General features: G+C 64.9%; 20 protein-coding genes. 16 read left to right on the top strand and 4 right to left on the bottom strand.

Features of this window, described 5'->3' with window-relative positions; genetic code table 11:
• Positions 1 to 923 (bottom strand): hypothetical protein (locus tag HAQ05_RS11605; RefSeq protein WP_190420616.1); only part of this gene is annotated, 923 nt, incomplete at its 3' end.
• A 415-nt stretch (positions 924 to 1,338) separates the two neighbouring features.
• Here HAQ05_RS11605 and HAQ05_RS11610 point away from each other — a divergent pair.
• The 3 genes from HAQ05_RS11610 (at position 1,339) to HAQ05_RS11620 (ending at position 5,097) form a co-directional block, all read left to right on the top strand.
• Positions 1,339 to 2,688 (top strand): MFS transporter, encoded by a 1,350-nt coding sequence (locus tag HAQ05_RS11610; RefSeq protein WP_190420618.1) that lies wholly within the window; start codon positions 1,339 to 1,341, stop codon positions 2,686 to 2,688.
• A gap of 24 nt (positions 2,689 to 2,712) precedes the next feature.
• The gene (gene garD / locus HAQ05_RS11615) at positions 2,713 to 4,266 is read left to right on the top strand and encodes a galactarate dehydratase (RefSeq protein WP_190420620.1); all 1,554 of its coding nucleotides are present in this window, start codon (positions 2,713 to 2,715) and stop codon (positions 4,264 to 4,266) included.
• Between the two features lie 138 nt (positions 4,267 to 4,404).
• A complete protein-coding gene (locus HAQ05_RS11620) occupies positions 4,405 to 5,097 on the top strand; it encodes an NADPH-dependent F420 reductase (protein ID WP_190420622.1) in 693 nt (230 codons plus the stop codon).
• 12 nt (positions 5,098 to 5,109) lie between these two features.
• Here HAQ05_RS11620 and HAQ05_RS11625 read toward each other — a convergent pair whose 3' ends face one another.
• Entirely contained in the window at positions 5,110 to 6,447 is a 1,338-nt protein-coding gene (locus HAQ05_RS11625) for an MFS transporter (RefSeq protein WP_190420623.1), read from the bottom strand.
• 451 nt (positions 6,448 to 6,898) lie between these two features.
• Here HAQ05_RS11625 and HAQ05_RS11630 point away from each other — a divergent pair, with 451 nt between their 5' ends.
• Both HAQ05_RS11630 and HAQ05_RS11635 read left to right on the top strand, forming a co-directional pair.
• Entirely contained in the window at positions 6,899 to 7,477 is a 579-nt protein-coding gene (locus HAQ05_RS11630; RefSeq protein WP_190420631.1) for a CGNR zinc finger domain-containing protein, read from the top strand.
• Between the two features lie 18 nt (positions 7,478 to 7,495).
• Positions 7,496 to 8,581, top strand: a complete 1,086-nt coding sequence (locus HAQ05_RS11635; RefSeq protein ID WP_190420633.1) for an NAD(P)H-dependent flavin oxidoreductase — start codon at positions 7,496 to 7,498, stop codon at positions 8,579 to 8,581.
• 2 nt (positions 8,582 to 8,583) lie between these two features.
• Here HAQ05_RS11635 and HAQ05_RS11640 read toward each other — a convergent pair whose 3' ends face one another.
• A complete protein-coding gene (locus tag HAQ05_RS11640) occupies positions 8,584 to 9,777 on the bottom strand; it encodes an MFS transporter (RefSeq protein WP_190420635.1) in 1,194 nt (397 codons plus the stop codon).
• Between the two features lie 326 nt (positions 9,778 to 10,103).
• Here HAQ05_RS11640 and HAQ05_RS11645 point away from each other — a divergent pair, with 326 nt between their 5' ends.
• The gene (locus HAQ05_RS11645) at positions 10,104 to 11,252 is read left to right on the top strand and encodes a MalY/PatB family protein (protein ID WP_190420637.1); all 1,149 of its coding nucleotides are present in this window, start codon (positions 10,104 to 10,106) and stop codon (positions 11,250 to 11,252) included.
• A 164-nt stretch (positions 11,253 to 11,416) separates the two neighbouring features.
• Here HAQ05_RS11645 and HAQ05_RS11650 read toward each other — a convergent pair whose 3' ends face one another.
• The gene (locus HAQ05_RS11650) at positions 11,417 to 12,214 is read right to left on the bottom strand and encodes an IclR family transcriptional regulator (protein ID WP_190420639.1); all 798 of its coding nucleotides are present in this window, start codon (positions 12,212 to 12,214) and stop codon (positions 11,417 to 11,419) included.
• 145 nt (positions 12,215 to 12,359) lie between these two features.
• Here HAQ05_RS11650 and HAQ05_RS11655 point away from each other — a divergent pair, with 145 nt between their 5' ends.
• Genes HAQ05_RS11655 through HAQ05_RS11700 form a run of 10 tightly spaced genes read left to right on the top strand, consistent with a single transcriptional unit; the run spans position 12,360 to position 23,204 of the window.
• Complete coding sequence (locus HAQ05_RS11655) at positions 12,360 to 12,743, top strand: Zn-ribbon domain-containing OB-fold protein (RefSeq protein WP_190420648.1); 384 nt, start codon at positions 12,360 to 12,362, stop codon at positions 12,741 to 12,743.
• On the top strand, positions 12,740 to 13,891 hold the full coding sequence (locus HAQ05_RS11660; protein WP_190420650.1) for a thiolase: 1,152 nt from the start codon (positions 12,740 to 12,742) through the stop codon (positions 13,889 to 13,891). The genes HAQ05_RS11655 and HAQ05_RS11660 overlap by 4 nt, the downstream gene beginning before the upstream one ends.
• A 38-nt stretch (positions 13,892 to 13,929) precedes the next feature.
• A complete protein-coding gene (locus HAQ05_RS11665) occupies positions 13,930 to 16,074 on the top strand; it encodes an acetate--CoA ligase family protein (RefSeq protein WP_190420652.1) in 2,145 nt (714 codons plus the stop codon).
• A complete protein-coding gene (locus HAQ05_RS11670; protein ID WP_190420654.1) occupies positions 16,064 to 16,930 on the top strand; it encodes a MaoC/PaaZ C-terminal domain-containing protein in 867 nt (288 codons plus the stop codon). Before HAQ05_RS11665 ends, HAQ05_RS11670 begins: the two co-directional genes overlap by 11 nt.
• Complete coding sequence (locus HAQ05_RS11675) at positions 16,930 to 17,988, top strand: acyl-CoA dehydrogenase family protein (RefSeq protein WP_238936509.1); 1,059 nt, start codon at positions 16,930 to 16,932, stop codon at positions 17,986 to 17,988. Before HAQ05_RS11670 ends, HAQ05_RS11675 begins: the two co-directional genes overlap by 1 nt.
• Entirely contained in the window at positions 17,981 to 18,745 is a 765-nt protein-coding gene (locus HAQ05_RS11680) for an enoyl-CoA hydratase/isomerase family protein (protein WP_190420656.1), read from the top strand. The genes HAQ05_RS11675 and HAQ05_RS11680 overlap by 8 nt, the downstream gene beginning before the upstream one ends.
• A 12-nt stretch (positions 18,746 to 18,757) precedes the next feature.
• Positions 18,758 to 19,915 carry an acyl-CoA dehydrogenase family protein gene (locus HAQ05_RS11685; protein ID WP_202988059.1) on the top strand — a complete coding sequence of 386 codons (1,158 nt, stop codon included), beginning with the start codon at positions 18,758 to 18,760 and terminating at the stop codon, positions 19,913 to 19,915.
• Between the two features lie 33 nt (positions 19,916 to 19,948).
• Positions 19,949 to 20,869, top strand: coding sequence for an SDR family NAD(P)-dependent oxidoreductase (locus tag HAQ05_RS11690; protein ID WP_190420660.1), 921 nt, complete (start codon positions 19,949 to 19,951; stop codon positions 20,867 to 20,869).
• Positions 20,870 to 20,885: 16 nt separating this feature from the next.
• Positions 20,886 to 21,866: an NAD(P)H-dependent flavin oxidoreductase gene (locus tag HAQ05_RS11695; RefSeq protein ID WP_190420662.1), complete on the top strand. Its 981-nt coding sequence runs from the start codon at positions 20,886 to 20,888 to the stop codon at positions 21,864 to 21,866.
• Between the two features lie 54 nt (positions 21,867 to 21,920).
• Positions 21,921 to 23,204, top strand: a complete 1,284-nt coding sequence (locus tag HAQ05_RS11700; RefSeq protein ID WP_190420664.1) for an MFS transporter — start codon at positions 21,921 to 21,923, stop codon at positions 23,202 to 23,204.
• Positions 23,205 to 23,347: the final 143 nt, after the last annotated feature.

The following is a 23,347-nucleotide window of genomic DNA, read 5'->3' on the forward strand; positions in this document are numbered from 1 at the left end:
GCCTTGCGCACGGCGGCGGGGGGGGGGGGCATGGGGCTGGCTTCGGCCTGCGCCTGCGCCGGGTTTGGCATGGGCAAGGTGTCCCAGGCCCGGGCGACACTGCGGGCCTGCGCCACGGCTCGGTTCAAGGTGGCCAGCGCGACAGGGTCCTCGGTGCTGCCAGCGTCTTTATCCACCCCACAACTGCTGTGGCTGGTGATTTGCCCGTGAGTGTCCAACGCTACGGTTTGCACGAAGTTCGGGTCTGCGACGGTCACGGTGTATTGCTGGTGCTTGAACGGCACGCTCAGAAAGGTGAGCGTGGCGGTACGGCAGGCCGAATAGAAGTAAATACCCGAGGCCTTGGCCAAGTCGAGCAGGCGGGTTTCGATGGTATCGGCAGGCACCGCATCATAGGCCAATTCCAGGGCCACTTTGTTACCGGAGTTCTCCACCACCCCATAGGCTGTGCCAGCTTCACGGCGTGGCTCGTTGAGCAAGCGTTGTACGTCCACCGCCAGTGGCAGCGCCAGGCGCGCACCGCTGGGCTTCGCGGTTGCGCGGTCGATGCTGGCCGGCACCGCCACCGGTGTGGCTGCCCGGGTTGCAGCCGGTACGGCGGCCTGCGCCAGGCTTAGGCGGTGAACCAGGCGGGTGCTGTCAAGGGTGCTTAGTTGCATCACTGGTGTGCCCACCACCGGCTGGAAGCCGAACTGGGTGTGGGCTCCTTCGGCCTCGGCTGGTAGTGATAGCAAGGCGGCAGCTGTACCGGGCTCGCTCGGTGGTTGCAGCAGCAATATGGATTTGGCCAGGGTGAACTTGCTCAGGCCACCATAATCGGCACTGGCATGTTGGGGGTCGAACTCAACATAGCGCCACTGGGCTTCAGGGCTGCTACAGCCGGTCAGCCATAGGGCGCTTAGCGTCAAAGCCAGCACTGGCATGATCTTCACCTTCGTACTCCCTCGAACCGGCCACTGACGTGTCGGGCACATCCATGGCGCCTTTCCCAAAGCGCGAACATAGACCCGCGCAGGGAACTTGTCCAGCCTAATACAATCGTCATCGTACAGGTACACAATTGCTGGGCCAGTTAGCAGGGGCCACGCCCTCCTTGGCGGCAAGCGAGCGACGTGCTGTCGTTGCTGCTCAGTAGTGTTTAAAAGGTGCTGATGGGCGCCATGATCGCCTATTTTCGCCTCGTTTTACGACGAATGGGCGGGCTGCCTTGGCGGATGAAAAAACATCGCACCCTCTAGCGCCTGGCTTAGTTGTACGATAACGTATCGCAGAACACGGCCTCGACCGTGAGCCTGTTGGCCTTACCCGCACAACGATAACAAGTGGGAGTTTTTCTGCATGCATGCGAACAAGAACACGCACGTGCGCTATTTGATCCTGTTTTTGCTCTTTGTAGTGACCACGATCAACTACGCCGACCGCGCCACCATCTCTATCGCTGGGTCCAGTATCCAGAAAGATCTGGGGGTAACCCCGGTCACGCTCGGTTTCATCTTCTCGGCCTTCGGTTGGGCCTATGTCGCTGCGCAGATCCCTGGCGGCTGGCTGCTCGACCGCTACGGCTCCAAGCGGGTGTATGCGTTCAGCATCTTCACCTGGTCGGCGTTTACCATCTTGCAAGGCTTCGTGGGCTTTTTGCCGGTCGCCACGGCGGTGATGGCGCTATTCACCCTGCGTTTTCTGGTCGGCATGGCCGAAGCACCGTCGTTCCCGGGCAACGCCCGTATCGTGGCGGCCTGGTTTCCCACCCAGGAGCGCGGCACTGCCTCGGCCATCTTCAACTCGGCGCAATACTTCGCCACCGTGCTGTTCACCCCGCTGATGGGCTGGATCGTGCACTCCATGGGCTGGGAACACGTGTTCATGGTGATGGGCGTGCTCGGTGTGCTGTTCTCGTTGGTATGGCTGAAGCTCATCCATAACCCCAAGGACCACCCGATGATGGGCCAGGCCGAGTACGACCTGATCCGCAACAACGGCGGTGTGGTCGACATGGACCAAGTCGGCAAGAAAAGCGGCGGGCCGCAGTGGGGGTACATCCGCCAGTTGCTCTCCAGCCGCATGATGGTCGGCATTTACTTGGGCCAGTATTGCATCAATGGCATTACCTATTTCTTCCTGACCTGGTTCCCGGTGTACCTGGTGCAGGAGCGCGGCATGACCATCCTCAAAGCCGGGTTCGTCGCCTCGTTACCGGCGATTTGCGGGTTCATCGGTGGCGTGCTGGGCGGGGTTATTTCCGATTGGCTGTTACGCCGTGGCCATAGCCTTACGTTTTCGCGCAAGTTGCCGATCGTCTGCGGCCTGGCGCTGTCGACCAGCATGGTGGTCTGCAATTATGTGCAACTGGACTGGCTGGTCGTCGGCCTGATGGCCCTGGCCTTCTTCGGCAAGGGCGTCGGGGCGCTGGGTTGGGCAGTGATGGCCGACACAGCGCCCAAGCAGATTGCCGGCATCAGCGGCGGCCTGTTCAACATGTTCGGCAACATCGCTTCGATTACCACCCCCATCGTAATTGGTTACCTAATCAGCGCCACCGGCTCGTTCAAATGGGCTTTGGTGTTCGTGGGTGCCAATGCGTTGGTCGCCGTGCTCAGCTACCTGTTCATCGTTGGCCCCATCCGCCGTGTGCAATTGCATGACGCCGATGGCCAGCCGGTGGTCGATTCGCAGCCCGTACAAGCCTGATAACAAAAGACAGGGGAGCTCCCCATGCAACTGATCGAACATTCCGACTCGCCGCGTTACATACGCCTGCATGAAGATGACAACGTGGTGGTGGTGGTCAACGACCAAGGCGTTGGCGAAGGCAGTGTGTTTCCCGATGGCTTGACCACCATCGAGGGCGTGCCGCAAAGCCATAAGGTGGCGCTGCACACCATCCCCGAGGGCGCCCCCGTGCGCCGCTACGGGCAAGTGATCGGCTATGCCGTCAAAGAGCTGCCCAAGGGCAGTTGGGTGCAGGAGCACCAATTGAAAATGCCCCAGGCCCCGGCGCTGGACAGCCTGCCCATGGCCGACGCGGTGCCGGCAGCGCTGCCGGCGCTGGAAGGCTACACCTTCGAAGGCTATCGCAACGCCGACGGTACGGTGGGCACGCGTAACATCCTGGGCATCACCACCACGGTGCAGTGCGTGACCGGGGTGCTCGAACACGCGGTCAAGCGCATCCGCCAGGAGCTATTGCCCAATTACCCGCACGTAGACGACGTAGTCGCCTTGACCCACAGCTACGGCTGCGGCGTGGCGATCAACGCTCGCGACGCCTACATCCCGATCCGCACCGTACGCAACTTGGCGCGCAACCCCAACCTGGGCGGCGAAGCCTTGGTGATCAGCCTGGGCTGCGAAAAACTGCAGGCCGGGCAGGTGATGCATGAGGGTGACCCGTCGGTAGACCTCTCCGAGCCCTGGTTGTACCGCCTGCAGGACTCCAGCCACGGCTTCAACGAGATGATCGAGCAGATCATGGCGCTGGCCGAAACGCGCCTGAAAAAACTCGACCAACGCCGCCGTGAAACCGTGCCGGCCTCGGAGCTGATCCTGGGCATGCAATGCGGCGGCAGCGACGCCTTCAGTGGCATCACCGCCAACCCCGCGCTGGGTTATGCCGCCGACCTGTTGGTGCGTGCGGGGGCCACCGTGATGTTTTCGGAAAACACCGAAGTGCGCGATGCCATTTACATGCTCACCGCCCGCGCGGAAAACCTCGACGTGGCTAACGCACTGGTGCGTGAGATGGACTGGTACGACAAGTACCTCGACCGCGGCGCCGCCGACCGCAGTGCCAACACCACGCCCGGTAACAAAAAGGGTGGTTTGTCGAACATCGTTGAAAAAGCCCTTGGTTCTATCGTGAAATCCGGCAGCAGCGCTATCAATGGCGTGATCGGCCCAGGTGAACGGGTCGATCGTAAGGGCTTGATTTTTTGCGCCACCCCGGCCAGCGACTTTGTCTGTGGCACCTTGCAGCTGGCGGCAGGCATGAACTTGCACGTGTTTACCACCGGCCGTGGTACCCCCTATGGCTTAGCCATGGCACCGGTGGTGAAAGTCGCCACCCGTACCGAACTGGCCACCCGTTGGCATGATTTGATCGATATCGACGCCGGCCGTGTGGCCAGCGGGCGCATGACCATCGAGGAACTGGGCTGGGAGCTGTTCCACTACTACCTGGATGTGGCCAGCGGCCGCAAGCAAACCTGGGCCGAGCAGCATCGCCTGCACAACGATATCGTGCTGTTCAACCCAGCGCCGATTACCTGACCGGCTGGGTTGTAAAACGCTGCCTGCGTATCAATGCAAGCTTGGGGTGCGCAGCGGATGCTGCGCACCTTTCGTTTGGCGGTAGGTTTTACTACGGTGTCAGTACGTAGAACCGATCTCCAACGGGAGCCGCACACCATGCTTAAAACCCTTCTGCTCGCACTCGCAGGGCTTGCGCTGTGCACCACCCAAGCGCTGGCCGAGCCCCTGAAAATCGGCGTTATCGGCGCTGGCAACGTGGGCGGTACGCTCGGTACGTTATGGGCGCAGGCCGGCCACCCGGTAATGTTTGCCTCGCGCCATCCCGATGAACTGGCCGGCTTGGTCAAGGCCGCCGGGGCCAATGCGCGGGCAGGCTCTGTCGCCGATGCGCTGGCCTATGCCGATGTGATCGTGCTGAGCGTGCCCTATGCGGCCATGCCAGCGATCAGTGAACAGGGTAGGGGCACATTCCAGGGCAAAGTCGTACTTAGCACCAGCAACCCCTTTAGTGGGCGCGATGGCGAGGTGGGCCGCCAAGCCCTGGCCGACGGCGTGGCCAGCGCCGACCAGCGCTACCTGCCGGGCGCGCGGTTAGTGCGCGCCTTCAATGCCATTGGCTACGGGTCGATGAAAAGCCAGGCCCACCGCCAAAGCGGCGGGCCGGTGGCAATCGCCACGTTTGCGGATGATGCCAAGGCCCGTGAAGTAGGTGCCCGCTTGGTGCGCGACGCAGGGTTCATACCGGTGCTGTTGCCACTGGCGCGAGCTAACGAAGGCTTGCCAGGCGGGGCCACCAGCGGGGTGCTCAGCGAAGCCCAGCTCAAAAGCGCCCTGGGCGTCGCCCCTTAACCTTAAACCTGCCTAAGCGACCTGGGCAGCGGCGGTCGCTCCGTCGTCGGCCTCACCGTGCAGGGAGATGCGGTAGGTTTCCGGCAGGGCCAGGCCGCCCGCCATGGCTAGCACAGCGATCAGCACCAGATAAAAGGCCGGTGCCAGGTTGCTGCCGGTCAGGTCGATCAGCCAGGTGGCGACCAGCGGCGCGGTGCCACCGAAGATCGTATAGGCCATGTTGTAGGTGATTGCGCCTGCGGTGTAGCGGGTGCGGGTGGGGAAGGTTTCCGACAACAACGCCGCGGTTACCACCCCGCACAGCAATGCGCCGATGGCCAGTAAGATAACCCCGAATATCGCCGCGCCCACCGAGCCGGAACTGGCCAGCCAATAGGCCGGGAATACCGTGAAAATCAACCACAGGCAAGTAAAGCCGACCGTTTTACGCCGCCCCACGCGATCGGAGAATGCCCCGGCCACCGGGCAGGCGGCGGCGGCGAACAGCAGCGCCACGGTAGATACCAGCAGCGACTGGGCACGGCTTAAGTGGCCCACCACCTGCAAATACGTGGCGAAGTAAGTAGTGAACATATAGAACGACAGTGCCGTCAGCGAAATGAACGCCCCCAGGCAGCAAATCGCACCGCCGTGGTTGTTCAGGGTTTCCTTCAGCGGCGAGTGCGCGTGCACGTTGTCTTCGGCAAGGGCCGCCTGGAATGCTGGGGTTTCTTCCATGCGCCAGCGCAGGTACAGGCCAACGATGCCCAGCGGGGCGGCCACCAGGAACGGCACCCGCCAGCCCCAACTGCTCATGGCTTCGGGCGACAGGCTGGCATCGAGAACGTAGGCTAGCACCGCTGCGCAGGCGAAGGCCGAGAAAGTCGACACCGGCACGAAGCTACCGTACCAGGCGCGCTTGTGCCGTGGGGCGTGCTCCATCAAGTAGGCGCAGGCGCCGGCGTACTCACCGCCGGCCGAAAAACCTTGCACGCAGCGGGTGAGCGTGAGCAACACCGGCGCCAGCAGGCCGATGCTGGCATAGGTCGGCAGCAGCCCAATGACCGTGGTGGCGCTCGCCATCAACAAAATCGTCAACGACAAGATGCGCTTGCGTCCCAGTCGGTCGCCCAATGCACCAAAGAACACCCCGCCCAACGGGCGCAAGGCGAATGCCACGGCGAACACGGCGAAGGTCTTGAGCAAGGCCACGCTGGGTGCGGAGCTGGTGAAGAACTGGTTGGCAATGATCGTTGCGAGAAAGCCGTAAACGGCGAAATCGAACCATTCCACGAAATTGCCGATGGCCGAGGCGGCGATCACCTTGCGTAAGGTGGCCGGCGAAACCGGCCCGTGTGCAGTGGTTGCCATGCGCGAACTCCCGTGAACGATGTCTTTGGTGGATTATCGGCAGTGGCCCTTAAGGGGGCGTTCGAAAAGCGCCCTCGACGTAGCCAAGAGCGCAACATGGGGGGTGGCGGCGCTCTGCGGCGACGTATAGGCCGGTATTTAGCAAATTCCGCGCCGTGATCGCCGGCTGGCCCTGCTGAGGCGACCCGGTCGGGCAACCGGGTGCTGTTAGGTCATTACGAAAGTGTTTTGGGCTACGCCAAGCGTAAGGCCTCGGCATGCACCTATCGATGCCATGCACTGCTGCTGTAACCTTTTTAACGCTATTTATAGGTTATTAAACCGACAAATATATTTTAGTTAACCTATAAAACACATAATGAACGGTTACTAATATAAGCTTTTCGCCTGCGGGTAACTGTCATTATGAGTTATAAAAGTTACCGCCCTTTCGTTTTCGGAGCTTGTGTACATGCACCAAAACCCCGCCGAACCTTTCGTGATCGCCGACCACCCGGTGCTCGACATGCTCAACACGGTGAGCCAGGTCGACGGCCAGGCGCAGGATGAATGGCGCAGCGCCGATGATGTGCTGCATTGGTGCGAACGCCTGGGAATGACCTTGGCACTCCCTGCTACGTATAACCCAGGCGAACTGTTGGCCCAGGCCCGCACCCTGCGGGAGGCGGTCCGTGCCCTGGTTTGCCGCCGCCAGGCCGGTGAGCCGGCTGACCCGGCACCGTTGAACGGCTTTTTGCGCCACGCTGCCAGCTACCCGCAGGTGGCCTGGGCGGCCGACGGGGGCGTGACCCTGTATCGGGTGGGCGGGCCACCAACGCTGGCGCAAGCGTTGGCACCAATGGCCGAGGCGGCCGCGCAGTTGCTGGTAGAAGGGGACTTTCGCCGGGTACGCCAATGCCAGCACCCCGATTGCATCCTATGGTTCTATGACCGCACCAAGGCCCAGCGGCGGCGTTGGTGCAGCATGGCGCTGTGCGGGAACCGCCACAAGGTGGCCGCGCATCGCAACCGGCAAAAACTCATTAACTGACCCTCCAGGAGCAGGTTGATGTCCGATGTTCAATGGCTGAACCTACAACTGCCAGTGATCCAGGCGCCCATGGTGGGTGTGTCCACCCCGGCGCTTGCGGCCGCCGTGTCGAACGCCGGTGGTCTGGGTTCCATTGGCCTGGGCGCCTGTAGCCCGGAACAGGCCCGTACCATGCTGCAGCAAACCCGCGCGCTCACGGCCAAGCCCTTCAACGCTAACCTCTTCTGCCACCGCCCGGCCCGGGCCGACGCTGTGCGGGCGCGGGCATGGCTGGAGCACCTGCGGCCGTTGTTCGCGCAGTTCGGTGCCGAACCACCGGCACAGTTGGCCGAAATCTATAAAAGCTTTGCCAATGACCCAGCCATGCTGGAGGTGCTACTAGAATTATGCCCGCCCGTGGTGAGTTTCCATTTCGGTTTGCCACCGCAGGCCTTTATCGATGCGCTCAAGGCTAAGGGCATTGTGTTGCTGGCAACGGCGACAAGCTTGGCCGAAGCACGGTTGATCGAGCAGGCCGGCCTGGATGCCGTCGTCGCCCAGGGGGTTGAAGCCGGTGGCCACCGTGGGGTGTTCGAACCGCGCGAAGACACCCGCCTGGGTACCTTTGCCTTGGTCCGTTGCCTGGCCGAACGGGTATCGCTGCCGGTGATCGCCGCCGGTGGCATCATGGACGGTGCTGGCATACAAGCCGCCCTTACCCTGGGCGCGCAAGGTGTACAAATGGGCACGGCATTCATCCTGTGCCCCGAGTCTGCCGCCAACGCCGCTTACCGCCAGGCACTGCGTTCGCCGCGCGCCGAATGCACGGCGATCACCGCGGCCATATCCGGGCGCCCGGCGCGGGGGCTGGTGAACCGCTGGTTTACCGAGGTCGATTGCCCCACTGCGCCGCCATTACCGGATTACCCCAACACCTACGATGCAGCCAAGGCCCTGGTAGCCGCCGCCGGTGTCCAGGGCAGCGACGCATTTGCCGTGCAGTGGGCCGGGCAGGGCGCGCCATTGGCCCGCGCCCTGCCGGCAGCGCAGTTGCTCGCACAGTTGGCTGAGGAACTGGATAATGCCCGTGGCGGGCGCGTTGTGAAGGGCGGTGGCCGCCGTTAGTATCACTGCAGCTCGCGGGCCCGCGCCGCCCTGGCCACCACCCAGGCCAGCCATAGGCACAGCGAAAAGGCCAGGATCGCCAGGGTGGCCATCAGGTCGATCATCGCCTCGCTGCCCAGGTGGGCGATCAAATAACCACACGCCAGTGGCGCCAAGGCCTGGGCGATCAGCGCCGGGCGTGCCATGCGCCCCGACACTTCAGCGTAGTCGGCCGGGTTGACCACCACCAGCGGCAAGGTGCTCTTGACGATGGCGCGCAAGCCGTTACCAGCGCCATAGCACACCAACCCCCATGCCACCCAGGCGGGGGCGAAGTCCACCACCAGCAGGCCCACGGCAGTGAGCCCGCTGGAGAGCAGGGCGGTGGCCATTGGCGCTTGGCGCTTGAACACCAGGTCGCCGATACGGCACAACACCTGCGCCGGGCCAATCAACGCACCGAGGGCGATGGCCGATGCCAGGCTATGACCGCGTGCTTGCAACACAGTGAGCAGCACGATAGAGATGCAGGTCATCAGCGCCGCCGCGAGGGCGAACAGCAGGGTCATCGGCCAATAGATGGAGGGCGCCAGCGCCGGGTGGCCGTGCCCGCGCGCGTGGTGGGCCGCCGCGGCAGCCGGCGGCGCCACCAGGGCATAGCGGTATAGCGGGTAAATGGCCAGCAGTACCACGCCATAGGCGCCGCAGGTCAGGCGCCAGCCCAGGGTGTGGGCCAGCACCGCCAGCAATGGCCACATTAACGTGGTACAAAAACCGGAAATCAACGTGACGCCTACGATAATCGGCCGTGCCGCCAGCCCGTGGGTGGCCCCCAGCGAGGTGAACAGCGCGTCGTACAGCCCACCTGCCATGCCGGCGCCGATCAATGCCCAGGCCAGCAGGAACACCGGCAGGGATGGCGCCACAGCCATCAGCCACAACCCGGCGCTGAGAAAAAACCCATGGCTCGCCAGCACCGTGCCGCCGCCGATGCGCGCGATCAGCCGGCCACACAGCGGCGCCAGCAACCCTGCGACCAGCAACCCGAGGGAGGCGCCGGCCAGCACGCCCTGGCGCGGCCAGCCGGTGTCGGCGACGATAGGGTCGGCCAGCACGCCCAATAAATAGAACGAGCCGCCCCACGAGAGGATTTGCAGCACCCCGAGCAGGGCAATTTTCAACGCGCTGGGGCGTTCGGCAGGGGTAGCGGTGCTCAAGCGGGGGCCTTAGCGCGACGGATAGTTTGCAAAGTGTAACAACGCTGGGCCACCCTTGGGCGGCGAATAGCGAACGCCATTGGCTTTAGGTTCAGTGTATTGCGCCGTGCTGGCCTGCCGTCGTCATGGCCGGTAACCTATTCGCCCCGGTGTGGTGTTTCAGAAGTTTGCATAAGCATTGCCGTGAGAATGTTACTACGGGCGAGGTGCGGCAACGCAGCCCGGCGGCACAGGGCATCGTCAAAAAGGCTGCAGCCAGCTTCTGTAACACCATACTAGACGCCCGCAGCATGATGCCGCTGGCCATCGAATAAGCGAGCCAATCCATGAACGCGCTTTTTGACACCGTATTGCCCCGTGCCAGCACCGACAGCAGTAAATGGAGTGCCTACCCGGCCGATGTGCTGCCCATGTGGGTGGCAGATATGGACTTCGCTGCCGCCCCGGTGATCATCGATGGTATCCGTGAACGCCTGGGCCACCCCGCGCTGGGGTACGCCACCGCCACCGCAGCCTGGCGCGCCGACGTTGTCGCCTACCTGCAGCGCCGCTACGGCTGGGTGGTCAGCGAGGCCGCGTTGGTGCCGTTGCCCGGCGTGGTGCCGGGCTGCAATATGGCGCTCGGGGCCCTGGCACCAGCCGATAAACCGGTGGTGGTGAAGGTGCCCAACTACCCGCCCTTACGTGCCGCCGCGGCCCATTGGGGTTTGGAACAGCGCGTGGTCACCCTTGAGGCTGACGCCAGCGGCCAATGGCACTGCGACCCCGATACGCTCGCCGGTGCCCTACACGGTGCCGGCGTGTTGTTGCTGTCCAACCCGCACAACCCAGTGGGCAAGGCCTACAGCCGCGAGGAGCTGCTGCAATTGGCCCAGGTTTGCGAACAGCAGGGTGTGTTGGTCATCAGCGATGAAATCCACGCCGACCTGCTGTTCGAGGGCCGCCGGCACGTACCGATCGCCAGCCTTGGCCCTGAAATCGCCGCACGCACCATCACCCTGATGTCGGCGAGCAAGGCCTACAACATTGCCGGGCTCAAAACCGCTTTCGCGGTGATCACCGACCCGGAACTGCGGCGGCGCTTCCAGCAGGGTCACAAGGGCATGGTCGACAGCGTCAACGTGCTAGGCCTGGAGGCCACCCGCATCGCCTTTAGCCAGGCAGAACCTTGGCTGGAGCAACTGCTCGGTTATTTGCAGGGCAACCGCGACTGGCTGGCCGCTACCCTGGCCGAGCGCGCGCCGGCGATACGCATGCACCTGCCGCAGGCCACCTACCTGGCCTGGCTCGACTGCCGGGGCTTGGGCTTGGATGATCCGCAGCGGTTCTTCCTCGACAAGGGGCGGGTGGCTTTCAGCGCCGGCACCGATTTCGGCCAGGCCGGGCAGGGCTTCGTACGCTTGAACTTCGGCTGCCCGCGGGCGCTGCTGCAAGAAGGTGTGGCGCGCATGCTGCAGGCGCTGGAGGGTGCGTAAGCGCACCCGGCGGTAGGCGGCTCTGGCGCAATTTCCGCCAGCCGCGGCGCGCCATGGCATATGTAGGTGCCGTGCATCGTTCAAGCACGCGCCAGGCTGTGGCATTCGTTACTGCCGAAGCAGGATGGCGCTGCGGCCTTGGTATGGCAATTCCTGAATGGCATTTATTCATCTGAACGCTGCAAGGGGAACAGCGCCCGCCCAATAAACTGTGCTGTTTGGCTGAGGGCCTCGCCGATGGCTTCAAGCTGGGGGCGATCGTGCTGGGCGCTGATGGCGATGCCCGACAGCACGAAGCGCGGCTGGCCGTGTTGGTCGGCGACGGCCGCCGAGGCCAGGGACACGCCTCGGTACAGGTTGCCTTCCTCTACCGCCCAGCCGCGCTCGCGGGCCAAGGCGGCCTCGTGTTGGTAGGTTTCGAAGGTGGGCGGGTTTTCCCAATGCAGGCGGGCGAAACGCCGGCGCAACTCGCTTTGCGGTAGGTCGCGCAGGGCCGCGATGCAACGCCCGCTGGCGCCGACCAGCTCGGGCAGCCGGGTTTGCAGGCGCACGTCGACGTGGGCGGCATTCGGCAGGGCCCGGGCGATGGCGGTGATGTGGTTGTCGCCGGTGACCTGCCAGAGGATAACCAAGATGCGGTGGTTGATGCTCACACGTTCCAGTTCGGGCTGAATAAGGTCGGCGTAACTGTAGCCGATGAAGCTCACCGCCAGTTCCGACAGCCCCAGGCCCAACTGATAGGTTTTGCGCTGCTCGTCGAAGGCCACCCACTGTTCGTTGGCCAGCGTACGCAAAATGTTGAAGGCGCTGCTGGGGCTTATGCCCGTGCCGCGGGCAATGGCGGCCACACCTTCCGGTGCAGCGCTGCGAGACAGATGGCGCAGGATCTGGATCGCATTGACCACGGCCCCGACGTCCTTGGTTGCGCCTGGCTTGCCACTGCGCGTGTTCGAATCATCCATCGGTATTTTTCACTATAGGGATTGATATTCTGTATTCTGAATGTATGCTGAGTATAGGTTCTGATGCGGCGGCCTGGAAGATACCATGCCGACCCCCGCCGGGAACCCACCGCAAACCCTCACAATAACAACCAGGAGGATGCGAATGACAGCCATGCACCCGCAGGGCGTCGGCCCCCAGGCCACCTACGAGGCATTCCTGCGCGAAGGCCGTTTCATGCTGCAACGTAGCCGCGCCACTGGCCGCCATGTGTTCTACCCCCGGGTGCTCGTGCCCGGCAGCGGCGAGGCGGATTTGGAATGGGTGCCCGCCAGCGGCTTGGGCACCCTTTACGCCATCACCGTCGACCATGCCCGGGAGGGTGATCGGAACATCATCCTGGTACAGCTCGATGAGGGGCCGCGAATGATGGCCTGCCTGGTGGATTGCCTGGCCGCGCCCATCGGCACGCGCCTGAAAGCCGAGGTGCAGGTGCTGGGCGAGCATCCCGCCGTGGTGTTCCGCTGCCTCGGCGAGGTACAGCCATGAGTACCCTACTGCGCGGCCAAACGGCCATCGTTGGCATCGGCCAGGCGGGCATCGGTGAAGCCCCCGGCTACAGTGCCATGGAGCTGCTCGGCCAAGCCGCCTTGGCCGCCATCGCCGATGCGGGGCTGGCCTTGGCTGACATCGATGGCCTGTTCACCGCCACCAGCAGTCACGCTTTTCCCACCCTGTCGGTGGCCGAGTACCTCGGGTTGCGCCCAAGCTTCTTCGACGGCACCAACGTGGGCGGCGCCAGCTTCGAAATGCATTTGTTGCAGGCCGCGCTGGCGCTGCAAGCGGGGCTGTGTAATGCGGCGCTGATTTGCTACGGCTCGAACCAGCGCAGCGCGGGTGGGCGGCTAGTGTCGATGAGCGAACCGCAGTGGCATGAGCAGCCGTACCGGCCCAGGCACCCCATCACCGGCTATGCCCTGGCCGCGAGCCGCCACATGCATCAATACGGTACCACCCGGGCGATGCTCGCCGAGGTGGCGGTGGCCGCCCGGCAATGGGCGAACCTCAACCCCGACGCCTTCGCCCATGGGCCGTTATCGGTGGATGATGTGCTCGCCAGCCGCATGGTCAGCGACCCGCTCAGCCGCGCCGATTGTTGCCTGGTAACCGATGGCGGCGCTGCCTGCGTGATGGTCCGCGCCGAGCGCGCCCGCGACCTGCCGGCGCCACCGGTGTATTTTTTGGGCGCGGCCGGTGCCCAGTGGCACCGTTCCATCGTGGCCATGCCGGACCTTACCGTGACCGCCGCCGCCGAAAGTGGCCCGCGCGCCTTGGCCATGGCCGGGGTAGGGCTCGCCGACCTCGACCTGGTGATGCTCTACGACGCCTTCACCATCAACACGCTGTTGTTTCTCGAAGACCTGGGCTTCTGCCCCAAGGGTGAGGGCGGCCGTTTCGTGCAAGGCGGGCGCATCGCCCCGGGCGGTGCCTTGGCCGTGAACACCAACGGCGGCGGCTTGTCGTGCGTGCATCCGGGCATGTATGGGCTGTTCCTGATCCTCGAAGCCGTAACCCAACTGCGCGGCGCCGCTGGCGCGCGGCAGCTGGCCAAGGCCGAGGTAGCCCTGGTGCACGGCAACGGCGGAACGTTGTCGAGCCAGGTCACCGCCGTGCTTGGCAGTGCCGCGGCCCACTGAACCCTTCCTCTATCCCTTCGCAACCAAGGTGCACCGGCATGACTTCATCTAGCCACCACGCCCCGCCACCCTCCGGGGACCGCTTCGCCAGCCTCACACCCTTGCTGATGCCGCGCTCGGTCGCGGTAATCGGCGCCTCCAGTGACCCCACCCGCATCGGTGGGCGCCCCATCGCCTATATGCTTCGGCAGGGCTTCGACGGCCTGCTGATGCCGGTGAACCCCAACCGCCAGGAAGTGCAGGGCCTGCCGGCGTGGCCAAGCGTCGAGGCATTGCCCCAGGCCCCCGATACCGCCATCATCGCCGTGCCCGCCGCGCAGGTGTTGGATACTCTGAGCGCCCTGGGCCGCAAGGGAACCCGCAGCGCCTTGGTGTTTTCCTCAGGTTTCAGTGAAGTGGGCGGCGAGGGCGAGGCCCTGCAGCAGCGTATCGTCGCCGAGGCCAAGCGCTGGAACCTGCGCCTGCTGGGGCCGAACACCGCCGGGGTATTCAACGCCAATATCGGCTATTACGGCAGCTTCGCCTCGGGCTTGGAGCGGGGGTTTCCCTTACCCGGCCGGGTAGGCATCGCCTCGCAGTCGGGCGCCTATGCCGCGCACATGCTGGGTTTGGCCCGGGCACGCGGCCTGGGCACACCGATCATGGCGTCTACCGGTAACGAAGGCGACATCACCTTGGGCGACGCCATCGGTTGGCTGGTGCAAAGCCCGGATATCGATGTGGTGGTGGCGTATGCCGAATCGGTGCGCGAGCCGGAAGGCTTCATCGCCGCCCTGGAAGCCGCGCACCGGGCGCGCAAGCCGGTCATTTTGCAAAAAGTCGGGCGCAGCGCCCTGGGCAAACGGGCGGCGCTGTCCCATACCGCATCCCTGGCCGGTGATGACAACGTGTTCGACGCCCTGTTGGGCGATTATGCAGTGGTGCGGGCCAACAGCAGCGCCGAGCTGCTCAACCTGGCCTACACCGCGACCCGGCGGATTTACCCGGTGAGCAACAGCTTGGGGATGGTCACCATCAGCGGCGGTGCCGGCATCATCGTCAGCGATGCCGCCGAAGAACTGGGCTTGCCGATGCCACCCATGCCCGAGCCAGCCCAAGTGGCGCTAAAGGAAAAACTTTCGTTCTGCTCGCCCATCAACCCGGTGGACTTCACTGCCCACGTGCTCAACGACCTGGCGTTGGCCGGGTATTTCACCACCCGGCTGATCGAAGACGGCGGCTACCGCTCGGTCCTGGCCTTTTTCAGCCAGGCCGGCACCGTGCCGTCCATCGCGCCGCGCCTGCTCGCTGAGCTGACGGCGGTAAAGCGCGCCCACCCGGATCGGCTGTTCGTGATTTCGCTGATCGGCGATGCCACCCAGAACCAACCGTATGAAGACGAAGGCTTCGTGCTGTTCGAAGACCCCACCCAAGCGGTGGCGGCCATCCATGCCATGGGTCGGCTGGGCGATGCTTTTGCCCGGCCGTTGCCCGTGCGCGAGGCGCAGCCGCCGATCGACCTACCGGCCGGCCGCTTGAGCGAGGCACAGGCCAAGGCGTTGTTGGCCGAGTTCGACATCGCCGGGGTCGAAGAGCGCGTGCTCGACGATGCAGAGGCGGCGGTGGCTTTCGCCACCCAGGTCGGCTGGCCGGTGGTGATGAAGATCGCCTCGGCCGACATTGCGCACAAATCGGACATCGGCGGTGTGCTGTTGGGCGTGGCCTCGCCCGAGGCGGTGCGCGAAGGCTTCGCCACCCTGCTCGAACGCGCCCGCCTGCACGCCCCGGCGGCCAAGGTCGACGGCGTACTGGTGGCGCGCCAGGTGCAGGGGGCCGTGGAGTGTTTCATGGGTATCCAGCACGACCCGCTGTTTGGCCCCTTCGCGGTGTTTGGCTTGGGCGGCATCTTCGTCGAGGTGCTCAAAGACGTAACCCTGCGCCGTTGCCCCTTCGGTGAGGCTGAGGCCCTGGCGATGATACGCAGCGTGCGCGGCGCGCCCTTGCTGTTTGGCGCACGTGGGCGGCCACCGGTGGACGTCCAGGCCCTGGCGCGGATGCTCGCCCGGTTGTCTGAGTTCGCCTGGCGCGCTGGGCCGGGCCTGGCCTCGGTAGACATCAATCCGGTGTTGGCGCTGCCAGAAGGCCAAGGCGCCTTCGCCGCCGATGCGGTGATCGAAACCTGCGAGGTGCACCATGCCCCTTGACCCGCAGAAGTTGCTCGCTTACCCGATACCCGACGTCCGCCAGGCGCTCACCCGCCGAGACGTGGCCTTTTATGCGCTGTCCGTCGGCCTGGGCCAAAACCCCACCGACCGGCCTGCACTGAACTTCGTCGACCCGGCGCAAGACTTTCGCATGTTCCCGTTGATGCCCGTGGTGCTTGCCTACCCAGGCTTCTGGCTGGGCAACCCAGACACAGGCGTAGACGCGCTGCGCCTGGTGCTGGGCGAGCAGCGCGTAACCTGGCGGCGGCCGCTACCGGTGCAGGGCGAGATCATCGGGCGCACTCGGGTGACCTCGATTATCGACAAGGGCGTGGGCAAGGGCGCCTTGCTCTACAGCGATAAGGAACTGATAAACGCGGCCACTGGCGAATGCATCGCGGTGACCTCCAGCACCACCTTTTTGCGCGGCGATGGTGGCTGCGGGGCCCCGACGGGCCCGGTACAGCCAGCCCATGCCATACCCGAACGTGCCGCCGACCGGGTAGTCGACTCGCCCACGCGACCCGAGCAGGCCCTTTATTACCGCCTTAATGGGGACGATAACCCCCTGCATGCCGACCCAGCGTTTGCCCGCCGCGCCGGCTTCGAAAGGCCCATCCTGCATGGCCTGTGCACGCTGGGCGTGGCCTTCCATGCGGTGTTCCGCGAGCTTGCCGATTACCGCAGCGAGCTACTGCGGGCCATGCAGGTGCGCTTTTCGGCGCCGGTTTACCCCGGCGAAACCCTGCGCACCGAGATCTGGAGCGATGGCTCGTTCCGTACACGGGTACTGGAGCGGGACCAAGTGGTGCTTAACAACGGCCGGCTGACCTTGGCCGGGCAGGAGGGTGCTTGATGAACGAGCCCATGCATGACGTTGACCTCGCCGAGCGCCGCGAGCGCGTGACCATGCTCAGGGACAGCGCCGCCGCGCTGGTGCCCGCCGACGGCGACTTGCGCCGGGTGCGGGCGTGGCGCTTTGCTGGTAACGGTCTGGATGCCCAGGCCTGGGCCCTGGTGTGCGAGATGGGTTGGCCTGGCCTGCGCCTGGCTGAGGAACAGGGCGGTAGCGGCTTGGGCCTGTGCGAATACGTGGCGCTGCTAGAGGAGTTGGGCAAGGGCCTGGCCCCCGAACCGCTGAATGAGGTGGCGTGCCTGGTTTCGCTGTTGCCGGCCGAATGGCGCGAGCCTGTGCTGCGTGGCGAGCGCTTGGTATTGCCAGGGCACGGCGCGGGCTTGGTAGCCGATCACCAAGGCCGCCTGCTGGGGCAGGCCAAGGTGTCGCTGGGCAAGGCGGCCCACGGCTGGCTGCTGATGAACGAGGACAGCGCCTGGCTGGTAGACGCGCAGGGTCTAGAAGGCCAAGCGCTGGCCACCCAAGACGGCGGCCATGTGCTTGCGCTGGCCTTGAACGGCGTGCCGGCGCAGCGCCTGGCATCAAGCCCGGAGCAACTGAGGCGGGTGCGTGACGAAGCAGCCCTGGGCGTTGCTGCCTACCTGCTGGGCTGCATGCAGGGCGCATTCGCCCGAACCCTCGACTACCTCAAGGTGCGCAAGCAATTCGGGCGGGAAATCGGCAGCTTCCAGGCCCTGCAGCACCGCATGGTTGACCTGCACATCCAGATCGAACTCAGCCGCGCGCTGGTAGAAGAAACCGCCGCGTGCCTCGACCGTAGCGTTGCGCCTGGCGAGGCGCAACGGCGCATCTACGCCACGCGAGTCCAGGCCGGTGATGCGGCCTTGCGGGTGTGCCGCGAGGCCATCCAACTGCATGGCGCCATCGGCTACACCGACGAGGCCGACATCGGCCTGTTTCTGCGCCGCGTGTTGGTGGCTGCCTCGGCCTGGGGCACCCAGGGCGGCTACCGCCAAGGCTATGCGCGGCTGATCGCCGAGGAGGCTTTCAATGGCTGACCATTTGCTTGAGCAGCGGCGCGGCAACGTGTCGATTCTTACCTTGAACGTACCGGAGCGGCGCAATGCGCTGTCTCCCGACCTGCGCGCGCGGCTCTACGAGGCGCTGGTGGCGGCCGACGAAGACCCTCAGGTGCGTGCCCTGGTGCTCACCGGTGCCGGCGGCCACTTCAGCGCGGGGGGCGATATCGGCTCCATGGACGTGACCCGCCTCGCCGAAGGGCGCACCCGCATGCGCCGCAGCCACCGGCTGATCCGCCAATTGTGCAGCATGGGCACGCCGGTGGTCGCGGCGGTGGAAGGCTGGGCTGCGGCGGGTGGCCTGGGCGTGGCCTTGGCTTGCGACAGCCTGGTGTGCAGCGAGGCGGCGCGTTTTTCGGCCAACTTCGGCGCGGTGGCGCTGCTGCCCGACCTGGGCATCCTGCACACGCTGCCCCGGCGAGTCGGCGTGGCGCGGGCCCGGCAGTTGCTGTTGTACGGCGAGCCTATTGAAGCCAGCGAGGCATTGCGCATCGGCCTGGTTGACCAGTTGGCAGCGCCGGGCCAGGCGCTGGAAGTGGCACTGGCCCGCGCCGAAGCCCTGACCCACCGCGCGCCGCTGCCCCTGGCCTTGACCAAAGCCCTGTTGGCCGAGGGCCTGGAGGCGCTGCTGGAGCGCGAATGCGAACTGCAAAGCCAACTGTTCCTGAGCGCCGACCATGCCGAGGGCAAGGCGGCCTTCCTGGCCAAACGCCCGGCCAACTTCACGGGGGCCTAACCGATGAGCGACATGAACGCACTACACGAAGACTACGAAAGCATGAGCGACGAGGCGTTCCGGGGCCTGCTGCGCGAATGGATCGAAACCCATTACCCCGCGCACTTACGCAACCCGCGGCGGCGTTTGGGGCTGGAAGAAAGCCGCGCGTGGTATCGCTTGTTGGGCGAGCGCGGCTGGCTGGCACCGGGCTGGCCCACCCGCCATGGCGGCATGGGGCTTTCGGCGGCCAAACAACTGATCTACATGGAAGAGTGGGAGCGGCACGGCTGTGCCCGGTTGCCCGACAGCGGCTTGACCATGCTCGGGCCCTTGCTGATCCGCTTTGGCAGCGAGGCCCAGAAAGCCTTCTACTTGCCGCGCATTTTGGCCGGCGAGCACTTCTGGTGCCAGGGTTACAGCGAGCCCAATGCCGGCTCCGACCTCGCCAGCTTGCGCACCGAGGCTGTGGACTGCGGTGACCATTGGCGGGTCAATGGGCAAAAGATCTGGACCACCATGGCCGGGCATTCGAACTGGATTTTCATGCTGGTGCGCACCGACCGCCAAGCGCGGCCGCAGGCCGGCATCAGCTTTCTGCTGGTGCCGTTGGCCAGCCCCGGCGTTGAGGTACGGCCCATTCTCAACCTGGACCTGCACGACGAATTTTCCGAAGTGTTCTTCACCGACGTGCGCGTGCCCAAAGAGAACCTGGTTGGGGAGGTCAACCAAGGCTGGAGCATGGCCAAGGCGCTGTTGGGCTTCGAGCGTATCTTTTTGGGCTCGCCCAAGCAGTCCACTCATGCCCTGGAACGCCTGGAGCGCCTCGCCCGGCTCGGCGGTATCGAACACCAGGAGGCCTATCGCCAACGCCATGCCGCGTTGCGCCTGCGCCTGGATGCCCACCGCGCGCTCTACGAGCGCTTCGCCGAGGCGCTGCGCCAGGGGCAGGCGCTGGGGCCTGAGGTGTCGATGCTGAAGATCAACCAATCCGAACTGTTCCAGGCCATTTGTGAACTGGCCCTGGAGGTGGCCGGTGAGGATGCCGCACTACTCGACCCGTTGGCCGAGGACGCTGCCCTTTACCCGGCGGGGCTGTTCATCCAGTCCTTGCCGACCACCATCTACGGCGGCAGCAACGAGATCCAGCGCAACATTTTGGCCCGGCAAGTGCTCGGCCTGCCCGGCTGAGCGCCCACACCCTAACAAGAAGGAGTAGCACCTATGAGCGCAGGACATTTCATCGAAGGTAAAGTGGCCATCGTTACCGGTGCCGGCAATGGCATCGGCCAAGCCATCGCCTTGGCCATGGCGGCGGCTGGGGCCAAGGTGGTGATCAACGACATCGGCGTTTCCCTGGACGGCGAAGGCGGCTCGCAGACGCCTGCCATGCACACCTGTGAACTCATTCGCGCCGCTGGCGGCGAAGCCACGGTGAACACCGACAGCGTGGCTGAATGGGCCAGCGCCCAGCGCATCGTTGAATGCGCCCTGGACAGCTTCGGGCGGGTGGATGTGGTGGTCAACAATGCTGGCATCCTGCGCGATGCGATCTTCCACAAAATGACCCCAGAGCAGTGGCTGGCCGTGGTCAATGTGCACCTTAATGGCAGCTTTTACGTCAGCCGCGCCGCCGCTGAGCATTTCCGTGCCCAGCAAAGCGGCGCCTTCGTGCACATGACCAGCACCTCCGGGCTGGTCGGTAATGTGGGCCAAGCCAACTATTCGGCGGCAAAGCTGGGCATCCTCGGGTTGTCCAAGACCATCGCCCTCGACATGCAACGCTACGGCGTGCGTTCCAATTGCATCGCGCCCTTCGCCTGGGGCCGCATGACCGGGTCGATCCCCGCCGAAACCCCCGAACAAAAGGCGAGGGTCGAGCGCCTGCAGCAGATGACCCCGGAAAAGAACGCGCCACTGGCGGTGTTCCTGGCCTCGGACGCGGCTCACGAGGTGACCGGCCAGGTCTTCGCCACCCGCCGTAACGAACTCTTCCTGATGAGCCAAAGCCGGCCGCTGCGCAGCCTGCAGCGCAGCGACGGGTGGACGCCAGAAAGCATCGCCGAACATGCGCTGCCCGCGTTGCGGCCGAGCCTGGTAAGCCTGGAGCGCAGCCAAGACGTGTTCGCCTGGGACCCGGTCTGACCCACAGGAGGTGGCTATGGCCTTGCTCGAAACCCGCTTCACCCGCCTGTTCGGCGTGGCCCATCCGGTCATGCAGGGCGGTATGCAATGGGCCGCCCGCGCCGAGCTGGTGGCCGCGGTGGCCAACGCTGGCGGCCTGGGTACGCTGTCGGCCTTGACCCAGCCCAGCCCCGAGGCCTTGCTCGCGGAAATCCGCCGCACCCAGGCGCTCACCGAGCAGGCCTTCGCGGTGAACCTGACCCTGCTGCCCACGCTGAAACCGGTTCCCTATGACGACTACCGCAACGCCATCATCGAAGGCGGGGTGCGTATCGTCGAAACCGCCGGTAGCAACCCCCAAGCGCATATCGAGGCGTTCAAGGCCGGCGGGGTGAAGGTCATCCACAAATGCACCTCGCTGCGCCATGCCCTCAAGGCCCAGCAGTTGGGGGTGGATGCGGTGTGCATCGATGGCTTCGAGTGTGCTGGCCACCCCGGGGAGGAGGATATTCCTGGCCTTGTGCTGATTCCCCTGACCAGCCGCGCCTTGAGCATTCCGGTCATTGCCTGTGGAGGCTTTGCCGACGGCCGCGGCTTGGTGGCGGCGCTGGCACTCGGTGCCGAGGCGATCAGCATGGGCACGCGCTTTCTGTGTACCCGCGAAGCCCCGGTGCACCCGAACGTAAAGGCACGCCTGGTGCAGGGCAGCGAGCAGGGCACCCAGTTGATCCTGCGCAGCCTGGGCAACAGCGTGAGGGTGGCGCGCAATGCGGTGAGCGAGCATGTGGCCGCCAGCGAAGCACAGGGCGTGGGTTTCGATGGCTTGGCCGAGTGGGTCAGCGGCCAGCGTGGCCGCCAGGTGTACGAGACGGGCGATATAGACGCCGGGGTATGGTCGGCCGGCTTGGTTCAGGGGCTGATCGAAGACATACCGGCCTGCCACGAATTGATCGCGCGCATCGTCGATGAGGCACGCGCCATCATCCGCGGCCGCCTGGGCGACTTGGCCAAGGCATGAGCGGGCCCGACCTGGGCCATCGCCGTCATCTATTTTTCAGAGGACACAACAATAATGGACAGCCTCACCCTCACCGCCCAGGCCGCCCCGCAGGCGGCCGTCATCCCGCGGCATACCAAGGTCATCGTGTTCTGCTTCTGCTTTCTCGGCCTGCTCGCCGATGGTGCGGATTTGATGCTGCTGTCGTACAGCCTGGGCAGCTTGCGCCAGGAGTTCGGCTTAACCCCGTTTCAAGCGGGCAGCCTGGGTAGCATCACCCTGGCGGCCATGGCCATCGGGGGACTATACGGTGGCTGGGCCTGTGACCGCTTTGGCCGCGCCAAGGTGGTGTTCTGGACGCTGATTATTTTTTCGCTGGGCACCGCGACCCTGGGCCTTACCCACAATTATTGGCAGTTCGCGGCAGTCCGCTTCCTCTCGTCGCTGGGGTTGGGGTCGCTGTTCGTGGCGTCCAATACGTTGATGTCCGAGTTCGTCTCGACCCGCTACCGCACCACCGTGCTGGCCACCCTGCAGGCGGGCTGGACCGTGGGCTACTTGGTCGCGACGGTGCTGGCGGGCGCGATCATACCCGGGCATGGCTGGCGCTGGCTGTTCTTCGTGGCGGTGTTGCCGGTGACCCTGGCCCTGTTCGCCAAGCCGCTGGTACCCGAGCCACCGGCCTGGCTAGCAGCCCACGCGGAAAAAAACCGGCTGCGGCGCAGCGGCGAGGCGGCTGCGGTGAAGCGCCAGGACGCTCTACGGGTATTGCTGGGCGACCCCGCCGCACGGCGCATGCTGCTGCTCTGGACCTTGACCGCGGGCCTGATGCAATTCGGTTACTACGGGACCAACAACTGGATGCCGTCCTACCTGGAAGGCGAGTTGCACATGAACTTCAAAGCCATGACCGGCTATATGGTGGGCACCTACGCCGCCATGATCTTCGGCAAGGTGTTCTCCGGCATGGCCGCCGACCGTTTTGGGCGGCGCGCCACCTTCGTATTCGGGGCGCTGGGCACGGCGATTTTTCTGCCGGCTATCGTGTACCTGCACTCAGCGGGGAACATCCTGTACCTGCTGGTGGCATTCGGCTTTCTTTACGGCATCCCGGTCGGCGTGGTGGCCACCTACATGACCGAGAGCTTCGACACCCGCGTGCGCGGCTCTGGCGTGGGCGGGGCCTACAATGGTGGCCGGGTGATCGCCGCGTTCGCCCCGGCGATCATCGGCGTGCTGGCCTCAGAGGTCTCCATCGGCATGGGCTTCGTGGTCATGGGCGCCGCCTACCTGCTGTGCGGGGTCATCCCAGCGCTGTGGATCCGCGATAAGCTCCACGATCCGCAGAAGGGTAGCTGAGCGGCCAGGCCATGCTGCAAAGGCTGTTGCAGCATGAGCGCCACCTGAGTCATTGCCGGCGTGGGCCTACTTCCCTGATTCGCAGTGTCTTTCTCTTGGGCTACCTGGCGTTTTCCCGACCGCTTACAGCGATATAGGGGCGT

Origin of the sequence: Pseudomonas typographi, from assembly GCF_014694385.1 — a bacterium.
GTDB lineage: Bacteria > Pseudomonadota > Gammaproteobacteria > Pseudomonadales > Pseudomonadaceae > Aquipseudomonas > Aquipseudomonas typographi.

Coding starts and splice junctions, on each gene's coding strand:
- HAQ05_RS11635 (WP_190420633.1), top strand. CDS start 7,496: ATGTCCGATGTTCAATGGCTGAACCTACAACTGCCAGTGATCCAGGCG.
- HAQ05_RS11625 (WP_190420623.1), bottom strand. CDS start 6,447: ATGGCAACCACTGCACACGGGCCGGTTTCGCCGGCCACCTTACGCAAG.
- HAQ05_RS11695 (WP_190420662.1), top strand. CDS start 20,886: ATGGCCTTGCTCGAAACCCGCTTCACCCGCCTGTTCGGCGTGGCCCAT.
- HAQ05_RS11700 (WP_190420664.1), top strand. CDS start 21,921: ATGGACAGCCTCACCCTCACCGCCCAGGCCGCCCCGCAGGCGGCCGTC.
- HAQ05_RS11655 (WP_190420648.1), top strand. CDS start 12,360: ATGACAGCCATGCACCCGCAGGGCGTCGGCCCCCAGGCCACCTACGAG.
- HAQ05_RS11645 (WP_190420637.1), top strand. CDS start 10,104: ATGAACGCGCTTTTTGACACCGTATTGCCCCGTGCCAGCACCGACAGC.
- garD (WP_190420620.1), top strand. CDS start 2,713: ATGCAACTGATCGAACATTCCGACTCGCCGCGTTACATACGCCTGCAT.
- HAQ05_RS11680 (WP_190420656.1), top strand. CDS start 17,981: ATGGCTGACCATTTGCTTGAGCAGCGGCGCGGCAACGTGTCGATTCTT.
- HAQ05_RS11665 (WP_190420652.1), top strand. CDS start 13,930: ATGACTTCATCTAGCCACCACGCCCCGCCACCCTCCGGGGACCGCTTC.
- HAQ05_RS11660 (WP_190420650.1), top strand. CDS start 12,740: ATGAGTACCCTACTGCGCGGCCAAACGGCCATCGTTGGCATCGGCCAG.
- HAQ05_RS11610 (WP_190420618.1), top strand. CDS start 1,339: ATGCATGCGAACAAGAACACGCACGTGCGCTATTTGATCCTGTTTTTG.
- HAQ05_RS11685 (WP_202988059.1), top strand. CDS start 18,758: ATGAACGCACTACACGAAGACTACGAAAGCATGAGCGACGAGGCGTTC.
- HAQ05_RS11620 (WP_190420622.1), top strand. CDS start 4,405: ATGCTTAAAACCCTTCTGCTCGCACTCGCAGGGCTTGCGCTGTGCACC.
- HAQ05_RS11690 (WP_190420660.1), top strand. CDS start 19,949: ATGAGCGCAGGACATTTCATCGAAGGTAAAGTGGCCATCGTTACCGGT.
- HAQ05_RS11670 (WP_190420654.1), top strand. CDS start 16,064: ATGCCCCTTGACCCGCAGAAGTTGCTCGCTTACCCGATACCCGACGTC.
- HAQ05_RS11675 (WP_238936509.1), top strand. CDS start 16,930: ATGAACGAGCCCATGCATGACGTTGACCTCGCCGAGCGCCGCGAGCGC.
- HAQ05_RS11630 (WP_190420631.1), top strand. CDS start 6,899: ATGCACCAAAACCCCGCCGAACCTTTCGTGATCGCCGACCACCCGGTG.
- HAQ05_RS11650 (WP_190420639.1), bottom strand. CDS start 12,214: ATGGATGATTCGAACACGCGCAGTGGCAAGCCAGGCGCAACCAAGGAC.